The sequence below is a fragment of the Halocynthiibacter sp. genome, assembly GCF_049608145.1.
Classification (GTDB): Bacteria; Pseudomonadota; Alphaproteobacteria; order Rhodobacterales; family Rhodobacteraceae; genus Halocynthiibacter.
The window spans coordinates 32215-49656 of the sequence record NZ_JBMYXF010000011.1 but is presented as its reverse complement, the minus strand read 5'-3'; the positions used below and the strand labels follow the sequence as shown (position 1 = coordinate 49656).

Below are 17442 nucleotides of genomic sequence, written 5' to 3'. Positions count from 1 at the left end.
AACTATTCCGCCGCTTTCAGTTTTTCACTTTCAGCTTTGTGGCTTTCAACGTCCCCTTAAAGGAGGTTTGAAGCCCACTTGATTTGGAGAAATTGTGTTTCACCATGCCCAAAATGAACTGCTTTCCGTCAATCCCCGGTCGCACCCCAAGATAAGAGAGAGGCTGTCCCGCCATCAAACCTGGCCGACCTGAGATCGTACATGTGGTGTTCACGAGGCCACGCAACATTTCACGCGCAAAGGCTTGCGCCCCAGCCAGCGCCTCTGCTTTCGTTCCGAAGGCTTCGCGAATGACATGTTCACCGCTGGCGTCTGGATCACCGTCAACGACAACCTCTTGGCGTTTGGCCCCTGCCCGATCCTGATAGAATGCCTTCACCTTGCCAAACCGATCCACATCAGTTTCAGACGTCCGACAACTGTCCGCGATAATTGCCTCAAACACGATGACAGCAGCGGGCACCTCGACCCCATCTGCAGTCTTACCTACTCCACGTTCCAGCCAAAGCAGCGCACCATTCTTTATCGTGAACAAAGCCCCATGGCGCTTGGCCAAGCGTTCCAAAAACTGAAGATCGGATTCATCTTGCTGGCCAATCCATTTGTAGACATGAGACGACACAACATCTGATATCTTGACCTCCAGATCATAGGCACCCGCGATTTCCGACACGATGTCTTTGACCGATCGATCATCCCAATGCCTCGATCTTTGCGTCTTCATTTCAGAGCGTAGGTCTGCAGAATGCCCGCCAACAGAGATCGTGTAAGGGTGGCAATTGTAATCCACGCTATCGATCACATAGGATCCAACAAACCCGCCACCCCCGTCATTTGGTTGGATCGTCACATTGGCAACGGCTCCTCGGCGCGGACTGTCAAAATGCGGTGCAGCATCGTTAAACACCAATCGCAACGTGTCTGAACGGATGCCCTCGCGGTCAATGATTTCAAGGCTTATCAGACGTTTGAAAAACAACCCCGATACAGGCACACCATCGATATCAACATGAATCTTTGGATGCGTAATTAGTCCCATAGTTTCACCGCCCCCTTGGATTTATTCAGAACAACGTCTGGCAGTGTAATTCGCACACCAGCAGGTGGGCGATGTGCAATGGGCGTAATATCCGGGTTTGCCTCCAGAACCCTTTCAACGGCACCAGCCTGGCGACCATAATGGCGGGCGCAAATCAAATCCAAAGCATCATTTTCTTTGGTGATATATGTGGACGACATCACATCCCTCCCAAGAGAGAGCGTAAAGAAAACCCCGACCCCATGCGTTTCAATCCAATCGAATAGGCATTCCGCCTTGGCGCACCATGGCGATCATGTACCGTGCGGTCTTCATCAACGGTTTGGATGGCATGATTACCAAATACCTTTCCGCCTAAACTCACGAATATTAGCGGAAACCCGTTTTTCGCGGCCAGGCGCACCCCTTCCAAAGTTCCAGCCCCACCCCATTCAGCGGGGAACAAAACCCCGTTGATGGTGATGGTTTCAGAACGCGGGCCAGTCCATTGCAGCGCGTTCAGGCCACCTACGGTTTCAAGTTCCGCCCAGGTCGTATCCAGCTTCCGACTGACATCTGTGTAGCTAAAGCCATGTGACTTAAACATAAACGGCCCAAGGGCCATGGTGACGGGTCCAGACATATGATGTCTCCTTAATCAGAAAAGCTTGCAGCAAGGGTCGCCGAGATACGGTCTCCCAATCGCGCCTCCAAAAGATTGACCAACCCTTCAGGATCAGAAACGCCTGAGGGTGCCGTGATCTGAATGCTGCCAATTTCCACGCGCGTTGTGGTGGATTGACCGACTGGTGCCCCGCCAGAGGGCATCGCCGCAGCCGACCCCGCAAGTGCCGAAGATGTAAGTGCAGCAAGACCAGCCGCTCGAATACGGCCACCACCCTGTAGAGATTTGCGCATAACACTTTGCGCCTGGGCGACATTCAAAATCCCACCCGATGTTGACGGCACAAATATCTCAGAACGTGGTGTATTTTCATTCACGAGATAGGGCCGCCCTGCAGCAACAGGACCACCCAATGCACGCTCCCCTCCATAGCCTCTGTCAGCGCCACGTTGAAAGGGAGCCGCCCCACCTGGCACTTCAGAAGCAGCGCCCGGCACTGCGGCGAACATACCCCCAAGATTAAAATCGGGTATAATTGCGGACCAATCCCATGAAGGTAAAAGATCGATCCATTCAAAGTTGAACCAACTCATCCAAGGAATATCCTCAATGATATCGCGCCATGTCGCTTCCCCGCGAAGAACTTTCCAAGCGGACATCAAAGCCGTAGCGGGCAAGAACACAGTCCAGCGGATCTGATCAATAATCCATCCCCACTCAAACCCCGGCGTCAAACCATTGAGCCCTTCAACAAGGCCGTCGCGGCTGAGGTATTTATCCCAGCCAAGCGGTTTGATGATGGAATTCCAAGCAAAGTATCCAATCTCTGCAGCAAAAATTGCCCAACCAATAACAGGGATAAACCGCAAGGCCCCACGGCCCAACCATTTGAGCGGTGTAATCAACCGCCCCCAGCCCGATGCATTCATGCCAAACCGCCCCAAGCGGCCAAACATAGATCCCCAGTTAATTGCAGGAATTAAACTTGCGCCCCAACGTAGAGGAGTAATCAGTCGTGCCAACCTAAAACGGCGCATTCGTCCAAGCCGCCCAAATCGTCCGGTCAAGTTAGAAACCCCACCGCCAGCAAACATTGCACGCGCACCAAGGCCAACCAACCCAAACCGCAAAACGGCCAGAGTGCCAATAAGCCCCGCAGCCACGGTCAACAAAACGCCACCGGCGACAGCCATGGCCCCAAGGGCAAGGCCACCGATAACCAACCATTTCGTGAGCTTTGGGTGCTCCTTCGTCCAGATCACCATCTTATCAATAAACACCTGAGACTTTGTCAGCAATTCATTGAGAGCGGGCAAAACCACCTCACCAACACTCACCCCCAATCGTGTCATTTGATTGCGCGCCAACTGCATATTATTCGCCGTGGTTTTCGATCTCTCAGCATATTCAGCCTCTGAGCTTCCAAGGTATTGCGTCTCATCCGCAACCATGCCCAACATCTCAGGCATGAGTTCCATGTTGTTCAATAGTTTGGTCAGCTCACGCGCCTCATCACCAAACAGGTCTGACATCGTAGAGGCCCGCAGATGATCCGGAAGCTGATTGAGGCGCTGCAACACATCCATTGTGGTGCCCACAGCGTCCTCCTGCATACTGCGTGCCACCGCACCTGCATCAAGGCCCAGTTTTGTGTAAGCCGCAGATTGACGGTTGGTCGCGCTTTCACCTTTTGTCAGCGCCCGCCCCATATTGCGAAATGATGTTCCTGCCGTATCCGCCCCGGCACCTGCCGCGATCATCGCCGCACCAATCGCGAGTGTTTCCGTACTATCGAACCCAAAGTTTGCACCGTCGGCACCTGCGCGGTTTAGAAAGTCCAACGTCTGGTCGGCCCGCGCTGCAGAGTTGTTTGACAGATGGTTCATTGCATCAAACAGCGATCCAGTTTGGTCCAGATCCAGATCCATAGCCGTTTTTATGCGGGCCATCGATTCACCCGATTGCCCCGCGGATATATCAAAAGCCACGCCAATTTTTGCAGCCATTTCAGCAAAGCGGGTCAGTTCATCTTGAGCCACGCCGGATTGCCCACCTGCAGCAACAATTTCAGCGAGACCCGTTGCAGCAATTGGGATCCGTGTCGACAGCTGCAAAATATCCTCAGACATGGTTTTGAACGCTTCAGGACTTTCAAAGTCCACGACTTTGCGCACATCTGACATCGCGGATTCAAATTCAACCGCTTGCATGATCGGAGCCGAAAGGCCTGAGATGATACGCCGCCCGGTTGCCATCGCGGCATTGCCAACAAAGCTAAGGTTTGCAGAGCGCGCCAAGGTGCGATCCATACGCGCACGACCCGCAGTTAAGCGATCCTGCATGGTCTTCAGGCGTTCCATGCGCTGCGTTTGGCGCGCAAAAGCGCCGCTGGCTCGATCCAGATCGTTGCTCAGACGGCGCTGTTCCCCTGCGAGATCCCCAGTATTGATACCCGCAGAGCGCAACTTGCCCTGCAGCGCTGATAATTCCGTTTTGTTTCGCTCGTGAGTGCGACGCATTCTCTCGTCAGCGCGTTGCGCACGATCGAACTCTTGCGTCATCTTCTTGGTTGGATTTTCGGTCGCATTTATTTCCGCGCGCAGCTCTTTTAGGCGCTGGCGTGACTTCCGCACTGCAGCCTCGGACTGACTGAATGTGGATTGCGCAGATTTAAAGTCTTCAATCAGGCGCAAAGGGCCACGCAAATCCTGCAGTCGCCCCATTTCCGCACGCACCTTGGCTGCAAAGCGACCCGTAACACCCGACATATTCCGGATTTTTTCTGAATATTCGTCGACTGCTTTAATTCGAAGTTCAGTCGTGATCCGCTTGCCAGCCATTGTGTTGCCCGCCTTGAGTTTTTGTCAAAAAATGCCTAGATTAAAGGCATGGATATTTTTGCGATGTTTTTTGCTGTTTTGATGATTGCCGCCGCTATTGGTGCGACAATCCCGCTTGGGGTTTATGCGGGGGGCATATGGGGCGCTGGAGCCTTTGCATTGCTGCTTGTCACCCTGTATCGCGCCTTCACAGATGAAAACGGCCCGGATGGATCGATCCAACCGGGCGCACTTAATAGCTTTCAGCAACCGCTGTCTGACGACTAAGCCTATTCAAACTTCAGACGGGTTGCATCGAACACTTTTTGTGCAGCTGCATACCACTTCTTAAAGCTGGAAATCTTCATCGCCAGAACTTGTGGCAGTGGCGTCGAAAATACCGACGCCACAAAACCAGCGGCAAAGCGCAGATCTTCTGCTACTTTGCCGGGGGTTCGTTTCCCGAAGGCTCGTCCCCCGAGATTGGATCATCTGATATGCCATCCTCATCAGCACCCGATGCAAAACCTAACACCTTTTCAAGGACTTCATTGATCACATCAAGATCGCTGCCCTTGATCTTACCGACGACCTTGTCAGAAACATCCGCTAGGCGCGCAATCCAGAACCGGGTCACCCGCCCCGCATCAATGACGGTCGGAGGTTTTGCAAAACTCGCCTCCAGTTCAGCGTAAGCGAGTTGCGCATCAAGGTCTGGTTCATCAAACAACAAGATCGAATGCGTCTCATCGCCGAGCTTAACTGGGCGTTTCAGGGTGACTTCAATTGGGAATTCCATTTTCATTCTCCCTTACAGCAATAGCGCAGAACGGATGTCGCCGGTTTGACTGACACCATCGATGCTGACGTCAAAATCATCGGCTTCAATCAGATCACGTTGGCCGATCTGAAACTTGAAGTAATTCCAGACAAATTCGAACTCAGCCTCAGCCTTGTCCCCCGGCTTCCACGTTCCCCCGGCGAAGGATTTCATAAAGCCACGCAAATACAGCGTCGCGTTATTGGTCACCCCGTCCTCATCCACAAGCGCACCGGTCACCATGAATGGCTTATCCGATCCGGGTTTCCCGGTTACTTCTACGATTGTGTCTGGGTCAAACCCTGTAAGCTTGAACTTGAGGTCGTCAGTTTCATATCCCATTGCGAGTTGGCGTTCACGCACCATGCCTGCATTGCGAACGCCCTCAGTTTTAACTTTGAACGCGGGGATGCCAACTTCGGACATCTGCCCGGCCTTAACATCGTTATTCACCCAAATAACGCAATTGCGCAAAATATAGGCTGGAGTAGATTTCATTGTATGTCTCCTAGAAGGCCGCTTTCGCAGCAACAGGCAAGCGCCCTAGATAGGCGCCTGCATTATTTCACTGGAATAGAACTCAAAGGAACTTGACCTAAGCCGCGCCCTTCAGCGCAGTTTTTGTCAGTTCCAGATAATATTCGATATTGCGATGCGCGATGAAACGGATGTCTTCCATCGGTGCAGGCGGTTCAAAATCAAGCGACAGCATAATACGGCCAGAAGCCAGTTGAATTGGAGAATTAAGGTCATCATTCAACCAAACCTTGCCACCAAGGATAGCCCCTTCGGCCACAAATGTCCGCATTGCGGAATTGCCCGATTCAATCATCAATTTAAGGTTTGCCGCAGAGAATGGCTTATCGACAAACTCCATATAGGCTTTTTCAATGGCCTCATTGATAAAGTCAGCCGTGCGCCGAACAGCAAGGAATACCCAAAGGTCATCCCCCGTCGCCCCCCGATTGCCCCAAGTAATAAAGCTCTCTCCGGTATTGAGGACCGTATTCACATGGTTTTCATTCAGGTAGTTTGAATGCGTGCCATAGGTGACAGGCCGCGATACACCGCCAATGCCATTGATTGGCCTGTTCGACAGTGAATGCCAAAAGCCCAATGCCTTATCAACACGCGCCTGCACACCAGCAAACCGCGCAGATGCAGGGCGACCAACATAGGCATCAGTGGTCGTGTCCCAAACCAAAACCTTTGGATCCACAACATAGACCCGCTGTGAACCGATCAGCTGACGATACAGGATTGCAGTCGCATCATCTGTATCTGGCCCATCAACGAACGCCACAGCGCGCAAGGCGTCCAATACACCGACCAATTCTGCAACCACCGGATTTGCCACCAAACCGTCACCCGATGTGAAGCCAGGGGCCGCAATCAAACGTGGCTTGATGCCCAACATCGGTTCGCATTTCAGAAGCGCATGCACACCCGTGCGAGCCGTGGAGTCACCAACAAGATTGGACATGGTCGCCGCAAGATCCACGCCTTCTTCAACGCGAATAACAATGGTGTAAGCCCCAACCTGGTCAAACACATCATCGATGGCGTCCTTCAACGTGCCGGCATCACCAATCCCCTCAGCATCCGTGGGCGTGCCTTTCAAAAGCACCGGGGTGTTCAACGGAAACTTAATTGGATCGGCATCTGGTGCCGTCCCCAACAAGCCCACGACCGCCGTTTGCGCGACTTGCACAAGAACAGGTGTTTCATTAGATTCCGACAGTCGCGTGCCGTGGTGAAAGCTGAGATTAGCCATTGGTCTCTCCTTTGGACATAAGAAAACCCGGCACGCTGGCCGGGGAGATATTGCGAAGCCGCCATATGAGTGAATTAAAGTGGTTCGGTGAATGGCCGCGTGATCAAGTCAACTGCGCTGTTCACCCGTTGAAAACATGCGCCTTATGCACCGCCCCAATATTTATCATCCGCGAAGCTCTGCGGAATTGGGGACATGTCTTTCAGCACCCGTGCCGCGTGAATGTGACGTGATTTATGGGCCATTGCTGCGTTGCCAAATGCCACAACTGTCAGTGGCGACATAGGCACTTGCGTATTGTCAGAGGCCAGCCAAACGAAAGGCGCTTTGGGATCGATCCAATTCACGTCTTCACCTGACTGCCCCGCCACCAATGCCCCGATGGCAGCGGTCGCAGCACCTGTGATATTGGCAAGGCTTTCAGGGTCAGCCTGGAAGATATGGCCCTCAAACTTAAAACCTGCCGTGATGCGCCGATTGCGTTCTTCTGTAATCTGCTCAGGGGTCACTTTAACGGCTGGGATCGAATATTCCCCCTTATCATTCACAACATGACCCGGCCCAACACCCTCAGGCGTTGCGCTATATTCAGCGCCATAGAGGCCGTATTTGACGCGAAACTCATCTGTCGTTTCCACGTCGCGCCATGTTTGCACCACAGTGCCGTTCTCAAGCTTTGAGACGTTCATGTTCACACCTTCCATATTGAAACACTTGAATAGACTTCAATGCCCGAACCGGGGACTGTCAGGCCGAAACTGTTTGCGGAGGTATTTCGCGTGTAGTGGCGCAACGTAAAATCACGGCCACCCGATGGCACAACCAGGCGGCCCTCAACGATACTGTCCGTTTGGAAATTTAAATTTGCCGCCGCATCGACTGAAAATGCATTGGATCCCTCCAACGCGACAACATTATCGGTGGCGTTGAACAAATGAGCTTTATGACCAAACACCCGCGTTGCGGGCGCACGGGCGCGAATGTCATAGGTGCCCTCTGGCAATGTGATCGTGTTCGCCAAAAGAGATGCGCCGGGAATGTTGTTTGCCACCACCGTGTTCAGGTCTCGGATAGTGTTCACCTGCGCGATCGCATTGCCACCGTTGGTGCCCGATGGTTTTTCGTCACGCACATGCATCATCTGGGTTGATCCAGTCGATCCCCCTGTTCCCGATGGGTTGGCCGCAAGATACTGAGCAACCCGCAAAGGGGTCATCATCTTGGTGTTATTGGTTCCAGCCTGCGCCTCAAGCAAAGTGGCGATAACGGGCGAAGCGCCCCCGGTGCCGCCTGTGCCAGAACTCAAGGGCTGATCGGCGGCTTTCATGCAGATAAGGGCCGCGATGTTGCGCGGGCGGGTTTCTGATCCGCCAGTGTTATTTGTGACGCTACCGTCGGACCTTGACTGCCCCGTATGAACGACACCATTACTCCCACTTTGGTCGGTCCATTCACCATCCAAAGTGTGACTGTGCGCTTTAAATTCATCCGCCTGTGCTGATCCCAGCACACGCCCCACATCCACGCCACGCCCAGTATCTAAACCCCGCATGAATTCACCGCGATAATCCGGCAAAAGCGGATCACCACTGACATCGGTCACAACACCAGCTTGCGCCAAAAGATGGGTGCGCAATTCGGGATATGCGGTTGTTACAGCCGCGCCATCACAGATCAGCCAACCCGGTGGGGCTGTATCAGCATGGAACCCCGCGATCTGACCAATTGGCACGCCCGCAGCATTCACTTGGGTGGAAAGCGCTGCGATCTGCCCGGTGATGGTTGCGGCAAAGTTCGGATCATCCCCCAGCGCCGCCGCCAATTCATTCAAAGTATCCAACGCCCCCGGTGCACTATCAATGACAGCGGCGACCACGGTATCAATCAGGCTTTTAGACCGCAATGGCGTCATCATCTTGGTGTTGTTGGTCCCCGCAAGCGCCTCGGCTTGCGTCGCCACAACCACTTGGGCGGGTTGCTGTGCAATAAGTGTATCAAACAAATTCTTAGACCGCAGAGGGGTCATAAGTTTCGTGTTGCTGGCTCCGGCTTGCGCTTGGGCCTGCGTCGCAATGTCAGCAGCCAGTGTGATATCAGAAACAAGATCACCGCCACCCGTTAAGCCAGCTCCTGCCGTAACCACACGCGATGCAGGTACAAGAAGTGAACTTGAGCTCACGGTCAAAACGATATTTTGAAGGTCCGAAAACAAAACACTTAGACGCAAAGTCACTGCATTTGTATTCACAGCCTTTGGCACAGCAGGATCATAACGCGCGATAGCGATCATATCACCATCTGCATCAAACAGACCGGCCTCGCGGATTGTATACGGCCCTTCGGGTTCAGCCAGCAGAATTTCAAAGAACGCGATATTGGGGCTGTTGGGAGACTGGCCTTGAAGTTGCACTGGCTTACGCCCCTGCTCACTCAAGAGCGTCAACTCAGGCCCTGCAGGAAAACGATCCCCATCCCCCCATGCGATATCTGTGATATTCAAAGCCGCGCCGCCTGCCAGCGCCAGGGCTTCTTTATTGCGACCGATATCGGTCAAAATTGCATAACTCATTTTTGCCTCTTAAAGAACTGACACACCAGTATCGGCGTGTATTTGAGTGGATGGATGAACAACGACGTAACGCCCCGCAGAAAGCGCAGGAGCTGCTGGAATAAGCGGACTGGCATCCGCAAAAATATGTGTTGAGGGGAAAGCGCCTATAAACACCGGGCTTTCTGCACTGACAACGGCATTGATAGTCCAGCCGCGCGAAACCGGAGCATTGCCTCGAATGACCGCATGAACATTGGAGACCGCCAGCCCCCCGGTGATAAAATCCAACTGCCAAGGCGATAAAGGTGCGTCCAAAATTGCACGCACCAAAAACGTGCCACGCACACCAGAACCAGCCGGTTGCCACCATTCAACGATTTCTGCGGTGACCCCGACTGCGGCCAAGGAAAGCTTGATCGCATAAGGTGTTCCCTTAAAGCGATGCACTTCCGAAGATGCTTGAACAACATTCTGGCGCACCTCAAGCGGCCAGTCAGCCCCCCAAGCATCAACTGAGTTTTCCCAAGCCAAGTGCTCAAGAAGCGCCTCAGAGACCTTCCTTGGATCCTTTGAGATCGAGGCAACAGGCAGCTCAAACAAGCGTTCTTCCAAGATATCCAATGCCTTCGCGATATCCGTGGCCGTCTTTGGCAGTAAGGATTGCGACCGATCAAACATCACGCCATCCCCCAGGGGCTGCTTGCGCGATGACCGACATCGATGTCAGATATGGCGCCTCAAAAGGACCAATATCGATATCCATCACTGGCTTTGTAATCACCACATCTTTGACACCATCCACACTGAGAGCTGCCGCCAGGGATGTCCGATATAGTTTTCGCCCAATGCGCTGGCGATTATCAACGAAAGCATTGGCTGAAGCTTCGGCTTGCAACAAAACCGCGTCCATCGAAGCCGATGATGAAACATATAAAACGGCCTCGATTTCATATGACACAGGAGTGGCCGAAATCACGGTCAATTTGTCAGCAACCGGGCGGCGCTTATCAACAGTACAATTGTCAAATACAGCCTGTAAAAGCCCCGCATCCGCAGTGCCATTCCCGACCGACGATAGGACAACCATTTTGGGTTCTGCAGGCGGTATTGCAGGGATTAAATTATGATCCGGACCATAGACTGCGACATCAGAAACACGATCATCCGCATCCAATGCCCAATAAACATAGGATCCCTCTGTGCCGTGTGGTGAATATGATTCAACGACCAATTGGATCCGCGCCCTAAACGTTTCATCCCGTTCCATGATGATGTTATCGGGGTCAGTGTCATCTATTACTTTGCGCAAAACACCCCGGTTTGCACCAATTTGATCAAGATCTGTGCCACGGGCCGTTGAAAGAAACACTGATTTTATGGCCGCGTTGATCTGATTTGACAGGTATAGTTCGCGCGCCGCCGCTGCTTCATTCAGATATCGCATTGGACTGGCTGCAATGTTACGCGCCAGCCCCATCACATCAGCAACTTTGGGGGCATCAAAGACCTGCGAAAGTTGCGCTTCTAACTCGACCAGACGTGCTTCCAAGATCGCATCAAAATCAAGCGATGTGATTGATGATACATCCGGCAAAGTTGAAAGATCGAGGGCTGAAAAACGGCTCATGCGGCAAGGCTCCAATTATCCACCCGAGTGCCTTGCACTCGAATAATCTGTGTTTCACCACTTACAACAGTGCTGTCGCCAAGATGGGCATTCGGCAGATAACTACCGGTTAGTTGCAGGCTCATAATGCCGTCAGCACCCGCTGAAAGCGCAACGTCTGTTAACTCAAAGCGCGGCTCCCACCGGTCAATCGCTTCTGCAACAGAAACGTAAAGCGCGATGATGTTGGCATCATTCATGGGCATATCCACCATATTGGGAACATCAGACCCGAACTGGCGCATAAAAACGCGCGTATTCAGGCGCGTTACCAGAATGGTTTCAATGCTTTGGGCAACATGCGCCCAACCATCGATCACAGCCCCCGTATGGTGATTAAGGTCCATTACTTACCTGGCTTTCCCACGGCTTTTCCCGTCGCGTGTTCGGTCGGTTTTTTGACCATCGGATCATCCAACCCGCCAACTTTCTCTTTGCGCGGCCCGGGAATTTTCAAACCCGTGCCGTAGGGGGCCAGATAATATTTTGCGGCGCGCTCAGTCATCTGAACAGGATCACCAACCTTGCGGTGTTGCCCCTCGATAAAACGTGTTTCAGTCACTTCATAGCTTTTCACTTTTGCAGTCATGGTATTTCCCTTTCAGATTATTAGCCCCCCGCGAACACATCGCTGGAGGCGCTGGCCACAGATGACCCACAGCTCACCGGGTCACCAATTCGACCAATTTGTTTGCCATTCACGTAGACAGTTCCTGAACCTGCCCCCAACACGCCAGCATGCGTTTCTGGAATTGCAGGACAGGTATGCGCCCCCCAACCATCGCCTTCGCGATGCACAGGGATCGAATTGACATAGACGTTTGGACTGCCTGAAACGCTTGCACGAGGCGGCCAACAGCCATGGCCTGTGCAACTGTCGCCCATGCGCGTAACAGCGGGCATCAGTTCAGATCCACGCGCGGTGAAGACACCGTTACAGATGCAGCCGTCATCACGAGGCTACTCGCACCAACACTTATCGACAGTGTGTCACCACCAGCAGTCACTGAAATTTTAGCCGCCCCCACCGAAAGCAAAACGAACTCATCTCCCGCACTGGACGGACGGCCATTCGCATCAGAGTTCAAACTCCCCTGAATGCTTGCATCATGAAGATCACCACTTTCAGATGTGATCTCTACCTGTTGCCCAGTTGACGGCGGGTTATGCGTTTTATTCGCCCCTGCCGATGCTTCAACCCATGGTATCCAGCCCGTAAGCATGGGTTCCGCGCCATCGGTTAACCGCACGCGAGCCAACCCATTTTCCGCATCAACATCAGCGATCACCCCGGTTCGGCTTTGAGATCCGATGCGGCGCTCTAGGTCCGATATTCGCCGCCGTAGGTCATCAATGGTTTCCGCCACCCCCATCAGCTTCGGTCCACCACGAGTGTGGGCGGCGCAATTGGCGTGCCTGCCGTGACACCCGCATGCGGATATAACGTCAGCGACTGAGCATCCCGTGTCGTCATGCCTGTTAAAGCTTCATAATTCGGACCTTGCGCCCCATTTGGTTGACCCAAGAGCAATTGGAAAAGGTCCAACTGCTTCATATTCTGCGCAGCCATCAGATCCATAAGACGCTGCCAAGAACTGTCCGCTGCAAACACCTGCCCCAAAGGTGGATCGGCATAGGCTTCAACCGTCAGTTTCACCTGGCCACAAGCAAGGCGTACATTCTGAGACGCATTGCTTGAGCGCACCACGTCTTTAGAAATCAACATGCAAAGGCCACCAAAGACCTGCGCCCAGGGATTATCCGAATCCGTCAAAGTTCGACAAATTTGGCACCCAACCACATCAAGGACGGCCTCAAATTGGGCATCTGTCGCAGGAATGCCCTGAATGATTTCAGTTTCACCGGTTGCTTTGTTCGTTTCGCCCATTGTCAGGGACACACCGCAGTTGAAAATCAACTCAACCCGACCGTTTGCACGCAACCCAGTACTGCCCAGATCAACGGCTTTCGCCGCATCGGAATACACCGCGATAAACGGACGTTCCTGATCAGAACGCAACGCACCATCAGCCGTCAGATCAATAGCAGAAATCTGGCTGTCCAACACGTTGTCACCAACCAAAGTTCCACCCGCTTTAAGCGCTTCAACCGCTGCTATGCGCAGGGCCATCAAAGCCAATGACATCAAGCATCTCCCAGTTCACAGATCAGGCGAAGATGCGAACGATCATCAACTGATAGGATTTCAAAAACAGGCTCACCCTCACGATCTAACGCAATAAGCTTGTCACCCTTGCGTAACTTCAAATCTGGATAGGTCACCCGATCAACGCGCAGATATCCCCCCGCAGCCATGATCCCTGACTTCGCACTGCTTCCCCGCCCGAAGTTCATCTTTTCCGGATCTCGATCACCCGTTCGAATAACCGCGGCAAATTGCACTTTTGGCCGATCAGGATCCGTCAAACCCGATGCAAGCGGAAGATGTTCCAGCAGTTCTGCCCAAACATCATCCACTTCCTCCCTCAACTCATCACGCAGGGATTTATCCATCAGGCTTGCAGTTCAGCCAAGGCATCTTTTGCCGCCGTGAGTTCAAGCTCCGCTGCTTCAATCGCCTCAACGCCCTCAGCATCATCAAACAACGTCTGAGCCTCTGTCACAGTCAATTGTGCAGCGGCAATCAGATCAACCAATTCTGCAGCTGCGATCTCATCAGCCGTCGGCGCATCAGGTTTCTTCGCGGCGGCTTTCTTTTTCGGCGCGTCACAATAATCCGCGATGCGATCTTGAACGACGCTGTCAGCATAGAAAGCCGGAACATGAACTGGCTTACCGATCTGAACCTTCATATCCTCATCTTCGCCAGCCATCTCAGCCGGGATGATCGCAGCGCTTTTGAAAGCCACCCATTTCTTTTTCACATTTGCCATGATTGTCTCCTGTTGCGGTTGAATGCCAATGCGAAACCCGCATGAGGATTCAACCAAAAGCCCGGCGCATTTGCACCGGGCCTGAGTTTGGTCAGTTCAATAAATCTGTTTAGATTATCAGTTTGCGCAAAACGCCGGGCTGCGTACAAAGCGAAATCGCGTTCATCTGACTGTCCAGATGATAACCTTTGTCGTTGTATTTTGCCTTCATACGCGAATAACGCGGCAGGCCCACAGTGTTTGGCAAGCCATTCCAGTCACCCGGCGCAAAGCGCGTGATAAACAGATCAGGCACACCAACGGGAAATGCCCGTGCTTCATTATCGGCAATGAATGCGCCATTTGCGTTTGCAGCCTTGGCACGTCGACCTGTGCGAAAACGCTCAAAGGTGACATGGCCGATGGTGAAGATATCCGGGGCCCCATCGCGCAACCGGTGACCTTCATTGTCAGCAAGGTAGGTTTCGCGAACCTCTTTCTGATCCCAAAGAGCCGCATGGAAGTCACGCCCACACATAGAGTGAATATGGCCATAAGACGCATCCAGGGTATCTTCGATGGCAAAGACCACGTCGCCTTTAATCTTGCTTGCAATCCCTGACACCTGGCTGCCCAAACCCAGCACGATGGGCGCAGGAACAGCGATGCCAAATTCATCATACAGGTTGTGCAAAATCTTGCCTTTGCCCGACAAAATGATGCCTTTTGCAGCGCCAACACGTTGGTGTTCCAAAGTGACATCCATTGAACGCGCATGGCGTTTCAATTTACCGTCAATCCGGTTTTCCATGACCTCAAGGTCACCATCAGTGCCAAACATACGAACGCCTTGGACCTCATCCGCATTCACAGAGTCATTGATCTCGAAGTGGTCAACTTCAAATGTGCGGCTTTTACGATCTTCATCATCGATGGTTTGTCCAGGACCACCACGCGCCGTTGGCTCGATGATATCCAGTTTGCCATCCAGTTCTTCCACCTTCACGGAAGTTGTTGGCACACCTTCTTCATCAAAAATCCCAAGCGCGCCCATCTGACCGGGCACAAAGGGTTGGTTATTCACAGACGCCGTCAGCGTTACAATGTCGAATTCTTCTTCCATAGGAACTCTCCCTTAGCGCGCGCGGATGCCAACAGCGTTAAGCTGGGCAATCTTGGCGTCAATTTTGGCTTGATCATCAACTGACGCTTCAAACGTCAGCATTGGCAATTTGACTTCGGCGTCACGGTCAATCGCTACGACCTCGACATCGGCGTCCGTGGCATCCACGGAATATCCGAGAATGGCGGTGGCCACTTCGGCACCTTCAATCCCCGCCACCAAAGCATTTGGTGAAGGAACAAAATGGCCCGCTGTTGCAGTCAACTCGCCGATTGGCGTACCTGCGCCAACTTTCCCGGTTCCTGCGGGAATGGTCACACTGTTGCGTGAAATCTGGCCCGAACCTTCCGACAGAAGGAACGCAAGGGCACGTGTTTTCAATACCTTATGCGACATTGTCAAACCTCTTTCTTGGCGACGCGAGCGCCGTAAATGCTTGCCATATCGATGGTTGCGGTGGCTTTCTTTGGTGCCGGGGCACCGCCACCGGGCTGTGCCAAATCAGCGGCAGCAGAGCGGCGCGCCTGATATCCCTTAGGATCGGCAGGTTCTTCGCCTGCAGCTGCTGGCGCATCCAATGCGGCGGCTTTCAAAGCCATGATCGCTTCATCTGCCGGCATGTCAGTGTCAAAGGCCAAATGCTTGGCAAGACCATCAAAGCCCTGCGCTGCATCATCTCCCGTGATGGCCTTAATCCGGGCCTTCACATCGTCAGAGGATACCGTTGCCGCCGTTGTTTGCTCGGTAGCTGGTTCCCCTGTTCCGGGTTTTACTTTCATAGTGGATTTCTCCTTATGTTTGGGTTGGTTTTTGGCCGCGGATGCCGCTTTTTGTGCTTTTGGTTTGAGGGACCAGTTTTGCTTTTTGGCCATCGCGACAAGTTTCTGCGGGGCATGGGCGTATTGACGAAAATCAAAGGCCGTCACTTTTGATGATTTCGCGTCGACAGCATCCGTGGCAAAGCCCCGCTCAACCGCTTCTTCACCTGACATCCACAATTCCGCCTTCATATCTTCACGGATCGATGCGACGTCTTCACCAGATTGCTCTGAATAGATTTCAGCCATCAGCCCAGCCAGTTTGTTCAACTGTTCAACTGACTTTTCGTGCTTCTCTGCATTGCCCCAAGTGCTGCCAGCCGGATCATGGATCATCATCATCGCCCCAGCCCGCATTGAAATGCTGTCACCGGCCATCGCAATGATGGACGCCGAAGATGCAGCCATTGCATCAATGACAATGGAGACCTTGCCTTTATGCGCTAACAGCGAATTATAGATGGCGATCCCATCGTCGGTATAACCACCGCCAGAATTGATCCGGACGGTAACATCCGCATCCCGCCCCAGTTCAGCCAGCGCATCGATGACGTCACCAGCCGTAAAGCCGTCGCCCCAATAGTTCTCACCAACGAACCCGTAAAGCACGAGTTCGCCATCCACTAAAATGGTCATCATTGTCTCCAAGATTGATTTGAACTGAAAGAAGGCTTAACAAGCTGTATGTTCAACGAAATCTATTACATTCTTTCAGTCGCTGGTGTGTTTGCTGTTCTTGATGCTATGGCGCCGCCAAAATCAAAAATTCAAATCGCAGATTTTGTATTCGGCCTACACGAGGTTTCCGCATCCCAATTTGAAAAATCTTTAGTTTCAATTTGGGTGAGCATATTCTTTCAGGATACCAAAATAAAATGGTCGAAGGTATTTTTACTCTCTATCTTCACCACGTTGGTTGTCGTTTCTGTTGGAAATTTCTTTAGCAAAGGGTTCCTGTACCGTGTCCTAGAAAATCCGCCATTTCTGGTTTTTCTGATTTTGGGCTCAGTCCCGCTAATGATCGTAAACTTATATATAAGTCGAGCGATCTATTTTGGACCTACACACCATATCCACCCAATAATTCAATTGAGTTTGGATTTACTTTTTTGTGCTATCAGTTTTCTGGCCGTTTATCTTTCTTTTGTGCTGTTAAGTCCTTATTCGAGAGGTCTTGCTTACTCGCTAGGCGGCTTGGAAATAAGGGACATTACCGACGCTTCGTCCATATCCTTGTTTATGAGTTTTATCTCATCAATGATATTCCTATTGATGAGGATCATCATCGTTTCGACATGTTTCGCCATTAGGTCATTTGTTCTTATTACACGCGCAAATTTCGAGATTGCCACATG

22 protein-coding genes are annotated in these 17442 nt (G+C 52.4%); 1 reads left to right on the top strand and 21 read right to left on the bottom strand.

Annotated features, from left to right (window positions below):
* Positions 1-16: 16 nt before the first annotated feature.
* Genes ACPGUT_RS05680 through ACPGUT_RS05665 form a run of 4 tightly spaced genes read right to left on the bottom strand, consistent with a single transcriptional unit; the run spans position 17 to position 4483 of the window.
* A complete protein-coding gene (locus ACPGUT_RS05680) occupies positions 17-1039 on the bottom strand; it encodes a phage late control D family protein (RefSeq protein WP_423989353.1) in 1023 nt (340 codons plus the stop codon).
* Positions 1030-1239: a tail protein X gene (locus ACPGUT_RS05675; protein ID WP_423989352.1), complete on the bottom strand. Its 210-nt coding sequence runs from the start codon at positions 1237-1239 to the stop codon at positions 1030-1032. Before ACPGUT_RS05675 ends, ACPGUT_RS05680 begins: the two co-directional genes overlap by 10 nt.
* Positions 1239-1661: a phage tail protein gene (locus ACPGUT_RS05670; protein WP_423989351.1), complete on the bottom strand. Its 423-nt coding sequence runs from the start codon at positions 1659-1661 to the stop codon at positions 1239-1241. Before ACPGUT_RS05670 ends, ACPGUT_RS05675 begins: the two co-directional genes overlap by 1 nt.
* An 11-nt stretch (positions 1662-1672) precedes the next feature.
* Complete coding sequence (locus ACPGUT_RS05665) at positions 1673-4483, bottom strand: phage tail tape measure protein (RefSeq protein ID WP_423989350.1); 2811 nt, start codon at positions 4481-4483, stop codon at positions 1673-1675.
* Between the two features lie 48 nt (positions 4484-4531).
* On the opposite strand from ACPGUT_RS05665, the gene ACPGUT_RS05660 reads away from it, so the two are divergent.
* The gene (locus ACPGUT_RS05660) at positions 4532-4750 is read left to right on the top strand and encodes a hypothetical protein (protein WP_423989349.1); all 219 of its coding nucleotides are present in this window, start codon (positions 4532-4534) and stop codon (positions 4748-4750) included.
* A 151-nt stretch (positions 4751-4901) separates the two neighbouring features.
* Here ACPGUT_RS05660 and ACPGUT_RS05655 read toward each other — a convergent pair whose 3' ends face one another.
* The 17 genes from ACPGUT_RS05655 to ACPGUT_RS05575 form a co-directional block, all read right to left on the bottom strand.
* Positions 4902-5261 (bottom strand): hypothetical protein, encoded by a 360-nt coding sequence (locus ACPGUT_RS05655; protein WP_423989348.1) that lies wholly within the window; start codon positions 5259-5261, stop codon positions 4902-4904.
* A gap of 12 nt (positions 5262-5273) precedes the next feature.
* Positions 5274-5780, bottom strand: coding sequence for a phage major tail tube protein (locus ACPGUT_RS05650; protein WP_423989347.1), 507 nt, complete (start codon positions 5778-5780; stop codon positions 5274-5276).
* Positions 5781-5877: 97 nt separating this feature from the next.
* On the bottom strand, positions 5878-7056 hold the full coding sequence (locus ACPGUT_RS05645; RefSeq protein ID WP_423989346.1) for a phage tail sheath subtilisin-like domain-containing protein: 1179 nt from the start codon (positions 7054-7056) through the stop codon (positions 5878-5880).
* Between the two features lie 143 nt (positions 7057-7199).
* A complete protein-coding gene (locus tag ACPGUT_RS05640; RefSeq protein ID WP_423989345.1) occupies positions 7200-7745 on the bottom strand; it encodes a DUF4376 domain-containing protein in 546 nt (181 codons plus the stop codon).
* A 2-nt stretch (positions 7746-7747) separates the two neighbouring features.
* Positions 7748-9625 (bottom strand): phage tail protein, encoded by a 1878-nt coding sequence (locus ACPGUT_RS05635; RefSeq protein ID WP_423989344.1) that lies wholly within the window; start codon positions 9623-9625, stop codon positions 7748-7750.
* Between the two features lie 9 nt (positions 9626-9634).
* On the bottom strand, positions 9635-10285 hold the full coding sequence (locus tag ACPGUT_RS05630; RefSeq protein ID WP_423989343.1) for a phage tail protein I: 651 nt from the start codon (positions 10283-10285) through the stop codon (positions 9635-9637).
* A complete protein-coding gene (locus tag ACPGUT_RS05625; RefSeq protein ID WP_423989342.1) occupies positions 10278-11234 on the bottom strand; it encodes a baseplate assembly protein in 957 nt (318 codons plus the stop codon). Before ACPGUT_RS05625 ends, ACPGUT_RS05630 begins: the two co-directional genes overlap by 8 nt.
* A complete protein-coding gene (locus ACPGUT_RS05620) occupies positions 11231-11620 on the bottom strand; it encodes a GPW/gp25 family protein (RefSeq protein WP_423989341.1) in 390 nt (129 codons plus the stop codon). The genes ACPGUT_RS05625 and ACPGUT_RS05620 overlap by 4 nt, the downstream gene beginning before the upstream one ends.
* Positions 11620-11862, bottom strand: coding sequence for a hypothetical protein (locus ACPGUT_RS05615; RefSeq protein ID WP_423989340.1), 243 nt, complete (start codon positions 11860-11862; stop codon positions 11620-11622). The genes ACPGUT_RS05620 and ACPGUT_RS05615 overlap by 1 nt, the downstream gene beginning before the upstream one ends.
* A gap of 20 nt (positions 11863-11882) precedes the next feature.
* Positions 11883-12176 carry a PAAR domain-containing protein gene (locus ACPGUT_RS05610; RefSeq protein WP_423989339.1) on the bottom strand — a complete coding sequence of 98 codons (294 nt, stop codon included), beginning with the start codon at positions 12174-12176 and terminating at the stop codon, positions 11883-11885.
* Positions 12176-12646, bottom strand: coding sequence for a phage baseplate assembly protein V (locus tag ACPGUT_RS05605; RefSeq protein ID WP_423989338.1), 471 nt, complete (start codon positions 12644-12646; stop codon positions 12176-12178). The genes ACPGUT_RS05610 and ACPGUT_RS05605 overlap by 1 nt, the downstream gene beginning before the upstream one ends.
* Positions 12646-13419 (bottom strand): hypothetical protein, encoded by a 774-nt coding sequence (locus ACPGUT_RS05600; protein ID WP_423989337.1) that lies wholly within the window; start codon positions 13417-13419, stop codon positions 12646-12648. Before ACPGUT_RS05600 ends, ACPGUT_RS05605 begins: the two co-directional genes overlap by 1 nt.
* Positions 13419-13787 carry a hypothetical protein gene (locus ACPGUT_RS05595; RefSeq protein ID WP_423989336.1) on the bottom strand — a complete coding sequence of 123 codons (369 nt, stop codon included), beginning with the start codon at positions 13785-13787 and terminating at the stop codon, positions 13419-13421. The genes ACPGUT_RS05600 and ACPGUT_RS05595 overlap by 1 nt, the downstream gene beginning before the upstream one ends.
* Positions 13787-14167, bottom strand: coding sequence for a hypothetical protein (locus ACPGUT_RS05590; protein ID WP_423989335.1), 381 nt, complete (start codon positions 14165-14167; stop codon positions 13787-13789). The genes ACPGUT_RS05595 and ACPGUT_RS05590 overlap by 1 nt, the downstream gene beginning before the upstream one ends.
* A 109-nt stretch (positions 14168-14276) precedes the next feature.
* Complete coding sequence (locus ACPGUT_RS05585; RefSeq protein ID WP_423989334.1) at positions 14277-15269, bottom strand: major capsid protein; 993 nt, start codon at positions 15267-15269, stop codon at positions 14277-14279.
* A 12-nt stretch (positions 15270-15281) separates the two neighbouring features.
* Entirely contained in the window at positions 15282-15665 is a 384-nt protein-coding gene (locus ACPGUT_RS05580) for a head decoration protein (RefSeq protein WP_423989333.1), read from the bottom strand.
* Positions 15666-15667: 2 nt separating this feature from the next.
* Complete coding sequence (locus tag ACPGUT_RS05575; RefSeq protein WP_423989332.1) at positions 15668-16723, bottom strand: head maturation protease, ClpP-related; 1056 nt, start codon at positions 16721-16723, stop codon at positions 15668-15670.
* Positions 16724-17442: the final 719 nt, after the last annotated feature.

Coding starts and splice junctions, on each gene's coding strand:
- ACPGUT_RS05655 (WP_423989348.1), bottom strand. CDS start 5,261: ATGGAATTCCCAATTGAAGTCACCCTGAAACGCCCAGTTAAGCTCGGC.
- ACPGUT_RS05665 (WP_423989350.1), bottom strand. CDS start 4,483: ATGGCTGGCAAGCGGATCACGACTGAACTTCGAATTAAAGCAGTCGAC.
- ACPGUT_RS05625 (WP_423989342.1), bottom strand. CDS start 11,234: ATGAGCCGTTTTTCAGCCCTCGATCTTTCAACTTTGCCGGATGTATCA.
- ACPGUT_RS05660 (WP_423989349.1), top strand. CDS start 4,532: ATGGATATTTTTGCGATGTTTTTTGCTGTTTTGATGATTGCCGCCGCT.
- ACPGUT_RS05575 (WP_423989332.1), bottom strand. CDS start 16,723: ATGACCATTTTAGTGGATGGCGAACTCGTGCTTTACGGGTTCGTTGGT.
- ACPGUT_RS05640 (WP_423989345.1), bottom strand. CDS start 7,745: ATGAACGTCTCAAAGCTTGAGAACGGCACTGTGGTGCAAACATGGCGC.
- ACPGUT_RS05630 (WP_423989343.1), bottom strand. CDS start 10,285: ATGTTTGATCGGTCGCAATCCTTACTGCCAAAGACGGCCACGGATATC.
- ACPGUT_RS05590 (WP_423989335.1), bottom strand. CDS start 14,167: ATGGCAAATGTGAAAAAGAAATGGGTGGCTTTCAAAAGCGCTGCGATC.
- ACPGUT_RS05650 (WP_423989347.1), bottom strand. CDS start 5,780: ATGAAATCTACTCCAGCCTATATTTTGCGCAATTGCGTTATTTGGGTG.
- ACPGUT_RS05585 (WP_423989334.1), bottom strand. CDS start 15,269: ATGGAAGAAGAATTCGACATTGTAACGCTGACGGCGTCTGTGAATAAC.
- ACPGUT_RS05645 (WP_423989346.1), bottom strand. CDS start 7,056: ATGGCTAATCTCAGCTTTCACCACGGCACGCGACTGTCGGAATCTAAT.
- ACPGUT_RS05580 (WP_423989333.1), bottom strand. CDS start 15,665: ATGTCGCATAAGGTATTGAAAACACGTGCCCTTGCGTTCCTTCTGTCG.
- ACPGUT_RS05615 (WP_423989340.1), bottom strand. CDS start 11,862: ATGACTGCAAAAGTGAAAAGCTATGAAGTGACTGAAACACGTTTTATC.
- ACPGUT_RS05680 (WP_423989353.1), bottom strand. CDS start 1,039: ATGGGACTAATTACGCATCCAAAGATTCATGTTGATATCGATGGTGTG.
- ACPGUT_RS05595 (WP_423989336.1), bottom strand. CDS start 13,787: ATGGATAAATCCCTGCGTGATGAGTTGAGGGAGGAAGTGGATGATGTT.
- ACPGUT_RS05675 (WP_423989352.1), bottom strand. CDS start 1,239: ATGTCGTCCACATATATCACCAAAGAAAATGATGCTTTGGATTTGATT.
- ACPGUT_RS05610 (WP_423989339.1), bottom strand. CDS start 12,176: ATGCCCGCTGTTACGCGCATGGGCGACAGTTGCACAGGCCATGGCTGT.
- ACPGUT_RS05600 (WP_423989337.1), bottom strand. CDS start 13,419: ATGTCATTGGCTTTGATGGCCCTGCGCATAGCAGCGGTTGAAGCGCTT.
- ACPGUT_RS05620 (WP_423989341.1), bottom strand. CDS start 11,620: ATGGACCTTAATCACCATACGGGGGCTGTGATCGATGGTTGGGCGCAT.
- ACPGUT_RS05605 (WP_423989338.1), bottom strand. CDS start 12,646: ATGGGGGTGGCGGAAACCATTGATGACCTACGGCGGCGAATATCGGAC.
- ACPGUT_RS05635 (WP_423989344.1), bottom strand. CDS start 9,625: ATGAGTTATGCAATTTTGACCGATATCGGTCGCAATAAAGAAGCCCTG.
- ACPGUT_RS05670 (WP_423989351.1), bottom strand. CDS start 1,661: ATGTCTGGACCCGTCACCATGGCCCTTGGGCCGTTTATGTTTAAGTCA.